A 12,385-nucleotide genomic window follows, 5' to 3' on the forward strand; every position below is an offset into this window, starting at 1 on the left:
GCGTTTATTCTTGATATATAAGTGTCTGGGACCGAGGCATTAATTAGGAGGTATTTCCCATACGATACGTTTAGGAAGTATCAATGGGAAATAGCCAGGAGTATATATGATGCATTGTCAAGTGGTAAGGTCGCACTTATCGAGGCGCCCACGGGCGTTGGAAAAACAGCGAGCGCCCTAGCCGCGTCACTAGCATATGCCGAGGAGGATAATGCCAAGGTCCTCTTTCTTATTAGGACTAAGAATGAGGCACAAGCCCCAATTAGGGAATTACGTAGGTTGAGGGATAGGGGCGTCAACGTCGACTTCGTGATAATTAGGAATAGACTGATATGTGTTGCATGGTGAGTACGCGTAAGCTCCCGTATGAGGAATTCCTTGAGGAGTGCAAGTTCCTAAGATCAAGTGGCGAGTGCCCATACTACTCTAATATCAGGAAGATAAATATTAATTATTTAATGCCCAACATAGTGGATGGGGTAGGTAATGTCAACGAGTACGTATCCACCCTATGTACGCATAATGTTTGCCCCTACGAGGTTTCTAGGATGTACATGGATAGGGCTAGGGTTGGCATAATGACGTATTACTACATCTTTAGTATTAATAAGCCCGAGACCATGAATATTGATGTTAAAAATTCCGTACTAGTAATTGACGAAGCCCATAACCTACCAGACACAATAAGTAGCCTAAACAGTATTGACTTACCATTAACTTCGGTGGTTGCTTCCATTAACGAGGTTAGGAGACTTGTTGATGATGAGGAATTGAGGAATAGAACCATCAAGATACTGAGGGGTCTCCAAACATACATGGTTAAGCTGAGTAAGGTCCTCGAGGAGGAGACAATGGTATCCCTGGAGCTCGGCGATGTGCTTCAATTCTTCGAGGACTTCCAGGCAATAACGGATGCCTACTACGAAATAATCAAAAGGAAAAGGAGTGCAGGCGTGCCGATACCATACACGCCACTATCCCGATTACTGGACTTCCACAGAGCAATACTGAATAGGGTAAGTGGGTTTAGTGTGTTTCTCGCTAGGGATGAGCAGGGCGTATCCCTTGTCTATAAGTGCGTTGATCCATCAGTGGTGAGCGGGCCCGTTATTAATGAGGCGGGCGGTGTTGTGCTCATGAGCGGTACATTACCACCGAGGGATTACGTGACGAGCATGCTTGGCATAAGCAGGGGCATTGCTGAGTATAGGATCGGCTTTAGGGATTACGTAAGGTCCGAGAACTACGGCGTGTTGATTTATGATGGAGTCACCACTAGGTATGTGGAAAGGGATGAGGAGGAATATGCAAAGATAGCAAATATACTTAGTAGGGTTTACCAAGTGTATCCTCTTGATAAGGCAATATTGTCGATATTCCCGTCATATGCCGTACTTAAATCCGTTAGGAAGTACCTAAGCCCCAGTGTTAAGTATATCATGGAGCTTGGTAACACCTCAATTGATGACTTAATTAGGGATTTGAGGAATGACCGTAAGAGACTGATAATGGCCGTGGCCGGCGGTAAACTCGTTGAGGGTGTTGAGTATAGGCTCGGCAGCGAGAACCTGCTTGGCTTAATAATAATTGTTGGTGTTCCATACCCAGAACCCAATGATTACCTTGATGACGTAATGGAAATACTGGCAGCTCGGCTTAACGATAGAAAGTTAGCTTGGGAGTTGACGTATCAGTGGCCGGCCATTGTTAGGATTAAGCAGGCAGTTGGTAGGGCATTTAGGTCTGAGAGTGATAGGGCATTGGTAGTGCTCATGGACCGTAGATTCAGGGAGGCGAGGCTTGCCAAGGTCTTTGAGGATTACTTCGGCAAGTACGTAATAGTTAATGAGGATGCGTTGATTAACGAGGTCCTAAACTTCAACGTTACTCCCCATTAAGACTCTCCTCAGAGTTCTCCTGTGCTTGTTGTTCTTCGCCAGTTACACTTTCCTCCTGTGAAGTTTGTTGTTGAATTTGCTGGGGCTTCACCTGTGGTGGTCTTGGGGGCGGCGCTAATATTCTCTCGGGACTTTGTTGAGGCTGATACTGCGGCGCCATTGGAGCTGCTGGCGCCATGCTAGTTGGCGCAGACACTGCTTGTGTTACTGGTTGCTGCCTTATCATCTTCATTATATACTCGAACCTCTTATCAAGCCCCATCGCTATTTGGTACATGGCTATGAAACTCACTATTAATGCCGCGGCTACCGTTATTAGGGATGCCATGAACGCTATTGAGGAGTACGGCACATAAGCATCACTTGTAGTAGGGAATATGGCTATGGCCGTTATCACAAATACGATTGCTATCAACGACAAGGGTATACCTAGGTAAAGCACTAACTTACTCAAGCTAGGCGTTAACTCCTCAAACCTAGGTTGTTGAGTTGCGGGTCTCGTAATCGGTACCTGCCTTGGGGGTGGTTGTGGCGGGGATTGGTATGGCTGTGAATACGGCGGTGGCGGAGGAGGCCTATACTGCGGCGGAGCGTATTGGGGCGGTGGGGGCGGCATTTGCGGTGGCGGTGGAGGCGGGTAAATTGGGTATTGTTGGTACGGCGGCCTCCTGACTTGCTTCTCCTCCGGCTTTTTCTCACTCATTCATGACACCATTTATTGTTACCTTTATAATTAATAAGTTAATAAATGTTTTGAGAGAATTCATGATAGGATTGATCTCCATCGAATCATTAGTAGTGGCTGAGAAGGATTCGGTGGCCAAGGCCATCGCTAAGTACTTAGCCCAGGGTAGTGTAGGCATTAGGAGGATTTATGGCATCAAGACGTATTGGTTCACGAAGGATAATAAGCAGTGGGTTAGTATTGGCCTTAAGGGCCATATAATGAACGTGGACTTTCCCGAGGAATTGAACAAATGGCACTCGGTGGAACCATCAAAGTTATTCGACACAGAACCAATACTCGTGATTAGGGAGGACACCATAAATTACGTGAGGGCACTGTCACGCCTAGGGACCAACGCAAGTACCGTTTACCTAGCCTTAGACGCAGATTCCGAGGGAGAGGCCATAGCCTATGAGGCAATGTTGGTAATAAGAAATGTAAACCCAAGGGCAATATTCAAGAGGGTTTTGTTCTCAGCAGTAACTAGGAACGACATTATTAAGGCCTTTAACTCACCAACGAATTTAAACCCTGGACTTGCCAAGAGGGTTTTCACAAGGATGATCCTTGACTTGACATTGGGAGCGGTATTCACGAGGGCGCTGACCCTAAGTGTTGAGAGGCTGATAGGAATGCGCTAGCTAGGGGTAGCTTCCTTAGTTACGGTCCATGCCAAACACCCGTACTTAACCTGGTCGTTCAGAGAGCTCTCGAGAGGGAGAACTTCAGGCCTGAGAAGTACTATACGCTTCACATCATGGTTGACGTTAATGGCATGAAGGTGGTGCTTAATCACGACGGCACCTTTAAGGATAGGCAAGAGGCGGAGAAGGTACTAAGTCTAGTGAGCAGTAGGGCTAAGGCCAGGGTTATAATTGCCAATTACAGGGAGGATTTCATAGAGCCGCCAGTTCCGTTGGACACAATAGAGCTTGAGAGGAGGGCCAGTAGGTTCCTTAACACCAGGCCTAAGGCGGCCCTTGACATTGCCGAGGAGCTCTATAGACATGGGTACATCTCATATCCAAGGACTGAGACGACGATTTACCCACCAACATTAAGCCTTAGGCAGGTACTCCTTGAATTAACTCATGGTGAGCACGGTAATTACGCCAAGACATTACTTAGTATGAGCGTTAGGCCGACACGCGGTGACAGTAATGATGGCGCACACCCGCCAATATACCCAACTAGGGGTGCCACGAGGCAGGAGATACTCAAGCGTTTTAAGAATGAGAGGTATTGGAAGATCTATGACCTGGTGGTTAGGCACTTCCTAGCGACGTTGAGTCCACCCACACGTGTTGAAAGACAGAAAATAATTGCCGACGTCTCTGGTCATAGGTTTAGTGTGGATGGTTTGAAAATAATCGATAAGGCTACCTAACCATATACATTTGAGAGCCGAGTGAGAGGGAATTACCGAGGGTGAGGGTTGGTGATGAGCTAAGCATTGTTAAGGCTTGGGTCGAGGAGAGGGAGACTGAGCCACCGCCTTACCTATCCGAGTCGGAACTGCTCAGATTAATGAGGAAGTATGGCATTGGTACCGACGCCACAATGCAGGACCATATACACACTAACGTAATACGTGGGTACTTCAGAATTAGGAATAGGCAGTGTATACCAACGCCATTAGGTAAGGCCGTAATAAACGTTCTAAGCAAGACAGGCAATGAACTAATCGACCCGCTTTTTCGATCACGAATGGAGAAGTCGCTTATGGAGGTAACAAATGGTTCATTAAGACCTGATGATGTATTGTTTACATTTAAGAGCGAGGCTCGGAAAATATATGAGAAGTTCATGGATAAACAAAAGGAGGTTTCTATGGAGCTCATAAAGGCATTGAAGGAGTCACTAAGCAATAGAAAGATGGGCAGTAAGGCTTCGTAATATTTTTATTGAGTACTATAGCCATTAATACGCGATGAATAACCAAATAACCAAGTTGCTTAGAGACCGTGCTGAAGATATTTGGAATAAAATACTCAATCACCCATTCGTTACTGAGCTATTCACTGGTTCATTACCACTTGATAAGTTTAGATTCTACGTTATTCAGGACTATAATTACCTAGTAACACTAACGAAGTGCCATGCACTAATTGCGTCTAAATTTGAAGATCCCGTAATTATGAGGAAGGTACTAGAACTGGCACTGGCTGATGTGACTACGGAGCTCGAAAATTATAATAAATTACTTAATACCCTCGGTTTAAGCATTAATGAAGTGATTAAATCAAGACCCAGCCCCACAAATACTGCTTACATGAATTTCCTACTAACCACCTGCACCTTGGGTAGCCCATACGAGGCTTAGTGGCGATATTACCGTGTTACTGGACATACCTAGAGATTGCTAAACACCACGCCAACAAACTAGAGAGGAATCCAGTGAAGGCCTATAGGGATTGGGCTTCGGTATACCTAACCCCGGAGTATGTGGGTATTGTCGATGAACTTAGGGCAGTAATAGATAAGGCTGGTGATTACTTAATGAGAGACTTCGATAAACTACTAAGTATATTTAGGCAGGCCAGCATCTACGAGTACTTATTCTGGGACATGGCGTACAGGCAGGAGCAATGGGTATTATGATTATTACTTTATTTTTAATTTGTCGTAATTTAAGACTGAAGCATCGATGGAAGTGCAGGTATTACCTAGGCATGTTTGGTAGATGCCTCGCTGCCGGCAGCATAGTTGCCCCTGCATCAATTACGAATATCTGGCCCGTTATGTTCTTTGCGGATTCACTCACGAGGAATGCCACTAGGTCGGCAACCTCCTCAGGCTCGATTATCCTGCCAGTCAATGTCCCTGTTTTAGCCCACTCCTCCTCCTTAACATTAAGTACCTGTAGTAGGCTCATTCCCATCTTAGTCCTTACCAGGCCAGGAGCTATTGCATTGACGGTTATGCCATAAGGTGCCAACTCGGCGGCCAGGGCCTTAGTGAACCCTATTAGGGCTGCCTTGGCCGTCGCATAGGGCACGTTGTAGGCGGCGCCCATTATGCCCTCGATGGAACTCATGTTTATGACCCTGCCCCAATTATTCTTTACCATATATGGCACAGCGAACTTAGTCAATAAGTAAGCCGACTTTAGGTTCGTGTTTATGATCTTATCCCACAGACCCTCATCAATGTCTACGAAAGGCCTCATTATGCCAAGGCCGGCGTTATTAACTACAACGTCAACTGAACCCCATTGCTTAACGGCCTCATCAATGAGAACCTTTGCGCCGTCGGCCGTGGCCACGTCTGACTTAACCATAATAGCCTCACCACCAACCCCCTTGATTAACTTCATGGTCTCCTCACCCTCCTCATCATGCCTCTTATAATTAACAACTACACGAAAGCCATCCCTAGCCAACCTAACGGCAATGCTCTACCAATGCCACGGCCTGAGCCTGAGACGACTGCAACCCTCTTAACCATACCAAAACATGCACACTGTAGGGGTGAATTAAGTATTACTCAAATCAGCCTAACCTATAAGTATATAGTTAATATATTGCAATATACATAGTTAAATAAGTTTGCCAATATATATATTATTATCATTCTCAATAATTCTAACCTTAACATTATTCCCAATGAGCATCTTCTCCATACGAGGATCGGCTATAACCGTAATAACCCTATCGTGTATTGCCGAATCCTTCAGGGGTAGAATAACGCCTAAGAACTCACCTTTAATTATCCCCCTACTAATTATCCTAACCTTAACATAGTCACCGACATTGTACGGCTTCGGCAATTTAGGGGCTTTATGTATGTTCAGTTCATTATTCATAGCCGTTAACCTAACACCCAATTCACCCTCCAGCTTCTTAATTCTCCCCCAGAATTCCTGCCAAGTCATTACCCTAATCCTGACCTTCCTACCCCTCTTATGAGGAACGTACTTCTGAATGAGCACTGGCGGTAATTCACCCCTGCCTAGCCCTAATTCCCTGGCCCACTTTATGACCTCGATAATATCATCATCATTAATACCAGGCAACCAGACCGGTGATGCAATCACGTTAATTCCAAGCTCAAGGGCCTTCACCACCAATTCCTTAACATGATCAATATCATACCAAGGCGCCCCACTTATCTTCTTGGCTAATCCAGGATTCAGCGTGTCTATGCTCAGGTTTATCCTGTCTAAGCCAGCCCTGGCTAACTCCCTGAGCTCATCTACGGTGAACATGTACAGTCGAGTTTGCATTGACACCATTGAAACACCGTCCATTGTTTTAATACCACGAACTAGATCCACGAGGTATGGATAAACACCTGGTTCACCCATGCCGTCAATATGAACCTCGATATCCCTAGTACCCTTGAACCTAACGACCTCCTCCAACGCCATTAATAACGCCTCAGGATCATCGATAAACTCAGCCCACCTATTCGTTGACCTAGGCCCTGCATTAACTGAGCAGTATATGCAGGATAGTGGGCATAATGTTGTTGGTCTAACCTCAATTATGTTTGTGCCCCTATCAACTATGCCAAAGGCCAGCGCACCAACCTGCGGCGTACCCCTATCTACCCTAATTATTTCTCTTTTCCTTTCAATCTCATTAATACTCCCCCTCCACATAACATCCCCCAATACAATCAGTGCTTACTAACCCCTATGATCTACCAAAATAGGGTTTTAAACTCAGAGGTTACATTTTTGTGCACGTAAAATGATTAGAATAAACACAGCGGTGATGGGAGTGGATATGCTTAAGATAAACGTGAAATCAGTGGCCATTTTACCGATTGAGTCCTTCGACACACTACTAAATAATAACGTTAGGATAAGCATAATGGACATACTCAGTAAGGGGCCCATGACAGTTACATCACTGGCCCAGGAAATGGGGATGCTTAAGGGTGTTGTTCATAGGCATGTAAAGGCCCTCGAGGACTTTGGCTGGATTAGACAGTTAAGTGATGACGAGGCTAGGGCCATTGGATTAAGTAGAGAGGCCAACAGGATCTATTATGTACCGACGGCCATGGTCTACCTGGGATTTAAACTTGAGGCTAATGAGCACGGTATGAAGATAATAATACCCACCAACTACGGTGCATTTATAGACGTCAGAGGCCGCAAATTCATTGTATTAACACCCACATTCTCTAACCATGATTGTAAAAATTCATGCCCATCTCACGAACTATGCCTCGACTGGATTAAGAGGGTTGGGAAGCAATTCCACATAAGTATTGACTATGATGATGCAAGCAGGGCATTAATGTACCTATATACGCAGTTAATACTTAAGGAGTTTAGGATAAACATGGTGAATAACGTGATAATGCTCGATAGCCCACGCCTAAACTCGATCTTCATAAAGCACTCGAATCTAGCCCTTTGAATATAACGAGGTAATTATTAAAGCCTGAGACCTCGCCCAACTCATACCACTTATTAAGTGATGGATAGTGCCGGGTAATTATTATGGAGTCAGTACCACTAATAAGCAGTACTATACTATCAGTATTGGTGAGAACCTCGGTCATAAAGCCGCACTTATTAAGGATGAGCCTCCATGCTTAATTACGAAATCATACGCACAATTACCCTGGGACTGTAGGACAAAGCCCTTCTCTACACCAAATATTTGAACTTCGTGATTAGCATCGGAATACAGCAATTTACCTGAAAGGTTTAATGCTCTCATAATCCTTAGTGCATGACCATCAGGTCTTACCTTACGGCTTCTTAATCTCATGAGCTTAATAATTATTAACAACGCCTCGTTAGACCTCACCTGCATTTCCGTATTTATACCTTCCTCATACCACGAGATGACTATGTCGCACTCCATATCGTTAATTACCACGTATAATCCCTCTATATAATCACCATTCGATATTAAGTACCTCCCATAAATAACTCCACTACATGGTAGGTGAAGAATGACCTTTGTACCGTATAATTGAACATCCTCGTTGTTAAAGCGGTAGGTATTACCCCTGGTTAATATTGATATGCCTTCCCTCGGTGTTACATATATCACTAAGCCTGCTTTATCGAAACTTACCCTAAAGTTTTTGGTAAATTCCTCGATATCGATGCCATAAATACTCATTTCACTTTAGCAACCAAGGGGATCCTTATTTAAATAACTTAAGTTAGTCAGGGTTGAGAATGCTAATAAGAATTACGTTTCTAGGAACTGGCGCGGGAACGCCGGGTAGGGATAGGTATTTACCAGCCATACTAATTGAAGATGGCTTAAGAAGAATACTGCTTGACGCTGGCGAGGGTGTTCAATATAGGCTTCTTGAGGTTGGCGTTAGTCCATTAAAGATAACGCATGTATTCATTACGCACTTGCATGGTGATCACGTATTTGGATTACCCGGGCTGCTGGCGACAATGGCCATGCTCGGTAGGAGGGAGGACCTAATAATAAGTGGTCCCACTGGAATTATCAACTTCCTAAGGAATAGTATGGAAATTGTTGGTGATCCACCGTTTCATGTGCGTATTTATGAGATTGAACCGCTAAGTGGCGTTAAGGACGTTATTAATGAGGAGAACTTCAGCTTACAATGCACATCGGCAAGACATACAGTACCTGACTGCGCCTATTCCCTTAATTGGAGAACCTACGTTGGTAAATTCAACCCAGGGAAGGCTAAGGAATTGGGCGTACCAGTGTCGCTTTGGAAGAGACTTCATATGGGTGAGACCGTGGTTCTCAATGATGGTAGGGTCGTAAGGCGGATGATGTGGTTGAGGTTAGAGGTAGCGGTTTGATTAAGATTGTATATACTGGTGATACGGCACCGGCAAATTCCATAATAGACATTGCCAGGGGGGCGCAAATGCTTATTCATGAATCAACATTCTCGGCAGTTGAGGATGAAACCTAGTATGGAGCCAGGGCCATTCCAGGTCGGTGGACGCGGCTAGGGTGGCTAGGGAGGCTGGTGTTGAGAGGCTAGTGCTAACGCACATTAGCAATAGGTATTCCGACCCAGGATTATTGGCTGCAGAGGCCTCTAAGGTATTTCCAAACGTCATAGCTGCCAGGGATTTAATGAGCCTAGTCATCACTTCATAGTAGGGGTTAGTGGTTGTTGGTATCATTAATGAATTGCCCCAATAAATCCGCTATCCTAATTAACTCATTAATTCCCAATTGCCTAATGCGGGTGTTTACGTCAATACCCACGTTAATTATGGTATTTACGGCTTCCGGCCCAAGGTACTTATTGAGGACCCACCTGAGGATCCTATTCCTATGCCTAAAGAGTAGGTTCGTCACCGACTCCAGTATCCTTATGTCACTGTAACAGGGCTCCCTCCTAGTCATCATCACTAACGTTGAATAGACCTCAGGGCTTGGATAAAAGGAGTCTGGTGGGTACGTGCTCAAGACGTTCACGGAGTAATTACATTGGGTGATTATGCTTAGCCTGCCATAATTATCACTACCAGGCCCACTGACGAGCCTATCGGCAACCTCGCGTTGTATCGTTAATAAGGCCATTGGGATTCTCTCCTTGATTATCCTAATTATTAATGGTGACGTTATTGAGTACGGCACATTGGAAATCAATACGTCAGTATTTGGCCATGGAATCCTCAAGGCATCACCTTGGATCACGGATACGTTACCCAAGCCACTTAACACACGCTCGGCAATCCTCACGAGCCTTCCATCAATCTCTATGGTAATTACCTGGGAAGCCACCCTGGCCAGGTAATACGTTAGTACACCAATCCCAGTACCCACCTCAAGAACCCTCGAACCACCTGGTACATGCTTGACAATGTCTCTTATGACTGTTGGGTCAACAACGAAGTGCTGGCTCAACCTCTTTATTGGCCTTAACCTATACTTAGTGATTAATCTCATTAGGTCATCCCTAGTCACAACGTCAATATCAGGCAGCATTACCCAAGCACTTTATGGAACAATGCTAAAAACCTTTTAAGTAGGGTCCTCACATCATTCAAGGTGTCGTCATTAATAGGGGTGGTTAATGTCGTAAATACGATACTTAATACCCCAAGGATTGGGTGGCTACAACGTGGGGTTCCCCAAGCCATCGCCGAGAGCGTTGGGGATCACGTACTGCTCACTAGCTATCTCGCATTGATACTATGCAATAGTGTGCATAAGGTAGATAGCGACATCAATGCCGATAAGTGCACGTCAATGGCGCTCATTCATGACGCCCACGAAGCCTTAATAGGCAATGTGAGTAATAGTGCCCGTTCATTAATTAGTAATTGGAGGGACATCGAGACTAGGCTATTCGATGAGCTTCAATTTCCCGAGGAATTACGTAATTACTTCCGTGAGTATAGGTATGGACTGAGCATTGAGGGTAGAATTGTGAATCTCTCGGATAAATTAGCGACACTAATTAGGGCATGCATTTACGCCGGGGCTGGTTATGACACGAAGGAACTAATTATCAATTATAAGGAATTAATTGAAAAGTTGCTGAGTGAGTTCACAGGCAATGTTGGGCAGGTCATTAGTAATATCGTTAAGCCAATCCTTTCATGGTGTGATGACCGTGCCATCACTCACACCCTCAGTAATGAGTCTCCTCAATGAACTCAACTTGCCACAACCAACCACGTAGATCGTAATACCACTCCTCTGGGCTATGCTTAATGCCCATGGATCGAGTAAGTCGTAAGTACCAGCCACCGTCCTTGACTTAAGCATGGCCATTAACTCCCCAATGCTCACCCTATCTAGCCTCTTGGCATTGGGGTCAACCCTCGGATCGCTCGTATAGACCGCGTCCACGTTTGCACAATCAATTAGCCTCCTAATACCTAGGGACTCACTCACGAGTAACGCCACTGTGGCTGTTGATTGGCCTGGTTGAAAACCACCCGTAATCACCAACCTACCTGTTGACCATGCCCTAAAGACCTCATCAATGCTGGTGGGTATTGGTAGGTAGGCTATGTCACTAAGGGCGGAGGCCAATAATTGGGCGTTTAACCTGCTGGCTGATATGCCGAGCATGTCCAGCAGTGACTCGTTTATACCCATTTTCCTACCAATATCTATGTACCTACGCGCTAAGGACCCGCCACCAGTTACTACAGCCATCTTATAGCCGTTCCTCCAAAAATCACGAATTAAGTCCACGTACTTAGGCAGTAAGTCCTCGCTATCAAATAAATGACCACTTAACTTAAGCGTGAATGGTCCCTGCATCATTCACTAAGTCGTTGGTTAGTGAATTCTTTAAGTTTTCTTAACTAGGTCGTTTATTGCCCTGGTAATGCCGTTGGATACGTAAACCGGCAAATCACCGAGGTTTAGGCTTGGCGTTCTGCCTTCGCATACGTACTGCAACTTCTCAAGACTTTTAGTAAGGAATTCCTTGATTAGGTCATAATGGTCAGCGCCTATTAGTGGCTGCATATACGAGTCCACTGAACAATCATTATCATACCACTCCTTAAAGAACTTGGCGGATGCAATTAACTTATTGAACGAGTCAATCGTTATTTCCTCATTATTAAGCATAATGACCACCTGTGTATTGAGTAGCTTCCTAATGACCTTAACCTTAACAAACCCTAGATCACAAGGCCTTTTCTGCTTAATGCACTCTGCAACTTCATTACTCACAGCAAGTATTTTCATTAATTCCCTATTCCTCTCATACTCACTCTTACATCTGCAGATCTGCTGCATGACCTTTACAAAGCGTGACCTATACTCCTCAGTCAATACCTCGATAACGTCGTAGCTACGCATTCCTAGGTTTAAAG

At 44.9% G+C, this 12,385-nt stretch carries 19 protein-coding genes; 12 read left to right on the forward strand and 7 right to left on the reverse strand.

Going from position 1 to position 12,385, the window contains the following annotated elements:
• The first annotated feature begins 21 nt into the window (after window positions 1-21).
• On the forward strand, window positions 22-348 hold the full coding sequence (locus JCM16159_RS14995) for a DEAD/DEAH box helicase family protein (RefSeq protein ID WP_243665993.1): 327 nt from the start codon (window positions 22-24) through the stop codon (window positions 346-348).
• The gene (locus JCM16159_RS05300; protein WP_243665994.1) at window positions 342-1,898 is read left to right on the forward strand and encodes an ATP-dependent DNA helicase; all 1,557 of its coding nucleotides are present in this window, start codon (window positions 342-344) and stop codon (window positions 1,896-1,898) included. Before JCM16159_RS14995 ends, JCM16159_RS05300 begins: the two co-directional genes overlap by 7 nt.
• On the opposite strand, the gene JCM16159_RS05305 is transcribed toward JCM16159_RS05300, so the two are convergent.
• Complete coding sequence (locus tag JCM16159_RS05305; RefSeq protein WP_054857165.1) at window positions 1,885-2,601, reverse strand: hypothetical protein; 717 nt, start codon at window positions 2,599-2,601, stop codon at window positions 1,885-1,887. The two genes, JCM16159_RS05300 and JCM16159_RS05305, sit on opposite strands and share 14 nt — an antisense overlap.
• A gap of 62 nt (window positions 2,602-2,663) precedes the next feature.
• On the opposite strand from JCM16159_RS05305, the gene JCM16159_RS15000 reads away from it, so the two are divergent.
• The 5 genes from JCM16159_RS15000 to JCM16159_RS18720 are packed head-to-tail and all read left to right on the forward strand — an operon-like array spanning window position 2,664 to window position 5,226.
• Complete coding sequence (locus tag JCM16159_RS15000; protein WP_243665995.1) at window positions 2,664-3,266, forward strand: toprim domain-containing protein; 603 nt, start codon at window positions 2,664-2,666, stop codon at window positions 3,264-3,266.
• A gap of 50 nt (window positions 3,267-3,316) precedes the next feature.
• A complete protein-coding gene (locus tag JCM16159_RS18705) occupies window positions 3,317-4,012 on the forward strand; it encodes a DNA topoisomerase (RefSeq protein WP_367834317.1) in 696 nt (231 codons plus the stop codon).
• A gap of 41 nt (window positions 4,013-4,053) precedes the next feature.
• The gene (locus JCM16159_RS18710) at window positions 4,054-4,521 is read left to right on the forward strand and encodes a DNA topoisomerase (protein ID WP_367834299.1); all 468 of its coding nucleotides are present in this window, start codon (window positions 4,054-4,056) and stop codon (window positions 4,519-4,521) included.
• A 34-nt stretch (window positions 4,522-4,555) separates the two neighbouring features.
• The gene (locus JCM16159_RS18715; protein WP_367834300.1) at window positions 4,556-4,948 is read left to right on the forward strand and encodes a hypothetical protein; all 393 of its coding nucleotides are present in this window, start codon (window positions 4,556-4,558) and stop codon (window positions 4,946-4,948) included.
• Window positions 4,948-5,226, forward strand: coding sequence for a hypothetical protein (locus tag JCM16159_RS18720; RefSeq protein ID WP_367834301.1), 279 nt, complete (start codon window positions 4,948-4,950; stop codon window positions 5,224-5,226). Before JCM16159_RS18715 ends, JCM16159_RS18720 begins: the two co-directional genes overlap by 1 nt.
• 61 nt (window positions 5,227-5,287) lie before the next feature.
• Here the strand turns inward: JCM16159_RS18720 and JCM16159_RS05320 are convergent, their stop codons facing one another.
• Window positions 5,288-6,007: an SDR family NAD(P)-dependent oxidoreductase gene (locus tag JCM16159_RS05320; RefSeq protein WP_243665996.1), complete on the reverse strand. Its 720-nt coding sequence runs from the start codon at window positions 6,005-6,007 to the stop codon at window positions 5,288-5,290.
• 156 nt (window positions 6,008-6,163) lie between these two features.
• The gene (locus JCM16159_RS05325) at window positions 6,164-7,228 is read right to left on the reverse strand and encodes a radical SAM protein (RefSeq protein ID WP_054857166.1); all 1,065 of its coding nucleotides are present in this window, start codon (window positions 7,226-7,228) and stop codon (window positions 6,164-6,166) included.
• Window positions 7,229-7,355: 127 nt separating this feature from the next.
• On the opposite strand from JCM16159_RS05325, the gene JCM16159_RS05330 reads away from it, so the two are divergent.
• Window positions 7,356-7,997 carry a winged helix-turn-helix domain-containing protein gene (locus JCM16159_RS05330; protein WP_243666034.1) on the forward strand — a complete coding sequence of 214 codons (642 nt, stop codon included), beginning with the start codon at window positions 7,356-7,358 and terminating at the stop codon, window positions 7,995-7,997.
• 141 nt (window positions 7,998-8,138) lie between these two features.
• Here the strand turns inward: JCM16159_RS05330 and JCM16159_RS05335 are convergent, their stop codons facing one another.
• Complete coding sequence (locus JCM16159_RS05335; protein ID WP_243665997.1) at window positions 8,139-8,714, reverse strand: hypothetical protein; 576 nt, start codon at window positions 8,712-8,714, stop codon at window positions 8,139-8,141.
• A gap of 59 nt (window positions 8,715-8,773) precedes the next feature.
• On the opposite strand from JCM16159_RS05335, the gene JCM16159_RS05340 reads away from it, so the two are divergent.
• From JCM16159_RS05340 to JCM16159_RS15015, 3 genes are read left to right on the forward strand one after another with little or no spacing between them, the layout of a single operon-like run.
• Complete coding sequence (locus tag JCM16159_RS05340) at window positions 8,774-9,388, forward strand: MBL fold metallo-hydrolase (protein ID WP_243666035.1); 615 nt, start codon at window positions 8,774-8,776, stop codon at window positions 9,386-9,388.
• Entirely contained in the window at window positions 9,361-9,504 is a 144-nt protein-coding gene (locus tag JCM16159_RS15010) for a hypothetical protein (RefSeq protein ID WP_243665998.1), read from the forward strand. Before JCM16159_RS05340 ends, JCM16159_RS15010 begins: the two co-directional genes overlap by 28 nt.
• A 26-nt stretch (window positions 9,505-9,530) precedes the next feature.
• Complete coding sequence (locus tag JCM16159_RS15015; protein WP_243665999.1) at window positions 9,531-9,695, forward strand: hypothetical protein; 165 nt, start codon at window positions 9,531-9,533, stop codon at window positions 9,693-9,695.
• 6 nt (window positions 9,696-9,701) lie between these two features.
• Here JCM16159_RS15015 and rsmA read toward each other — a convergent pair whose 3' ends face one another.
• Window positions 9,702-10,532: a 16S rRNA (adenine(1518)-N(6)/adenine(1519)-N(6))-dimethyltransferase RsmA gene (gene rsmA / locus JCM16159_RS05345; protein WP_054857168.1), complete on the reverse strand. Its 831-nt coding sequence runs from the start codon at window positions 10,530-10,532 to the stop codon at window positions 9,702-9,704.
• Between the two features lie 63 nt (window positions 10,533-10,595).
• Here rsmA and JCM16159_RS05350 point away from each other — a divergent pair, with 63 nt between their 5' ends.
• On the forward strand, window positions 10,596-11,204 hold the full coding sequence (locus JCM16159_RS05350) for an HD family hydrolase (RefSeq protein ID WP_054857169.1): 609 nt from the start codon (window positions 10,596-10,598) through the stop codon (window positions 11,202-11,204).
• Here JCM16159_RS05350 and pyrH read toward each other — a convergent pair.
• Both pyrH and JCM16159_RS05360 read right to left on the reverse strand, forming a co-directional pair.
• Window positions 11,148-11,825, reverse strand: coding sequence for a UMP kinase (gene pyrH, locus JCM16159_RS05355; protein ID WP_054857170.1), 678 nt, complete (start codon window positions 11,823-11,825; stop codon window positions 11,148-11,150). The two genes, JCM16159_RS05350 and pyrH, sit on opposite strands and share 57 nt — an antisense overlap.
• Window positions 11,826-11,852: 27 nt before the next feature.
• Window positions 11,853-12,371, reverse strand: a complete 519-nt coding sequence (locus JCM16159_RS05360) for a hypothetical protein (protein WP_054857171.1) — start codon at window positions 12,369-12,371, stop codon at window positions 11,853-11,855.
• Between the last annotated feature and the right edge of the window lie 14 nt (window positions 12,372-12,385).

The sequence above is a fragment of the Vulcanisaeta sp. JCM 16159 genome (assembly GCF_001316265.1).
Classification (GTDB): domain Archaea; phylum Thermoproteota; class Thermoprotei; order Thermoproteales; family Thermocladiaceae; genus Vulcanisaeta.

Excerpts from the sequence above, each read along its gene's own strand:
- JCM16159_RS05305 (WP_054857165.1), bottom strand. The coding sequence starts at position 2,601 with ATGAGTGAGAAAAAGCCGGAGGAGAAGCAAGTCAGGAGGCCGCCGTAC.
- rsmA (WP_054857168.1), bottom strand. The coding sequence starts at position 10,532 with ATGCTGCCTGATATTGACGTTGTGACTAGGGATGACCTAATGAGATTA.
- JCM16159_RS18715 (WP_367834300.1), top strand. The coding sequence starts at position 4,556 with ATGAATAACCAAATAACCAAGTTGCTTAGAGACCGTGCTGAAGATATT.
- JCM16159_RS15000 (WP_243665995.1), top strand. The coding sequence starts at position 2,664 with ATGATAGGATTGATCTCCATCGAATCATTAGTAGTGGCTGAGAAGGAT.
- JCM16159_RS05340 (WP_243666035.1), top strand. The coding sequence starts at position 8,774 with ATGCTAATAAGAATTACGTTTCTAGGAACTGGCGCGGGAACGCCGGGT.
- pyrH (WP_054857170.1), bottom strand. The coding sequence starts at position 11,825 with ATGATGCAGGGACCATTCACGCTTAAGTTAAGTGGTCATTTATTTGAT.
- JCM16159_RS05325 (WP_054857166.1), bottom strand. The coding sequence starts at position 7,228 with ATGTGGAGGGGGAGTATTAATGAGATTGAAAGGAAAAGAGAAATAATT.
- JCM16159_RS05360 (WP_054857171.1), bottom strand. The coding sequence starts at position 12,371 with ATGCGTAGCTACGACGTTATCGAGGTATTGACTGAGGAGTATAGGTCA.
- JCM16159_RS05300 (WP_243665994.1), top strand. The coding sequence starts at position 342 with ATGGTGAGTACGCGTAAGCTCCCGTATGAGGAATTCCTTGAGGAGTGC.
- JCM16159_RS05335 (WP_243665997.1), bottom strand. The coding sequence starts at position 8,714 with ATGAGTATTTATGGCATCGATATCGAGGAATTTACCAAAAACTTTAGG.
- JCM16159_RS05330 (WP_243666034.1), top strand. The coding sequence starts at position 7,356 with ATGCTTAAGATAAACGTGAAATCAGTGGCCATTTTACCGATTGAGTCC.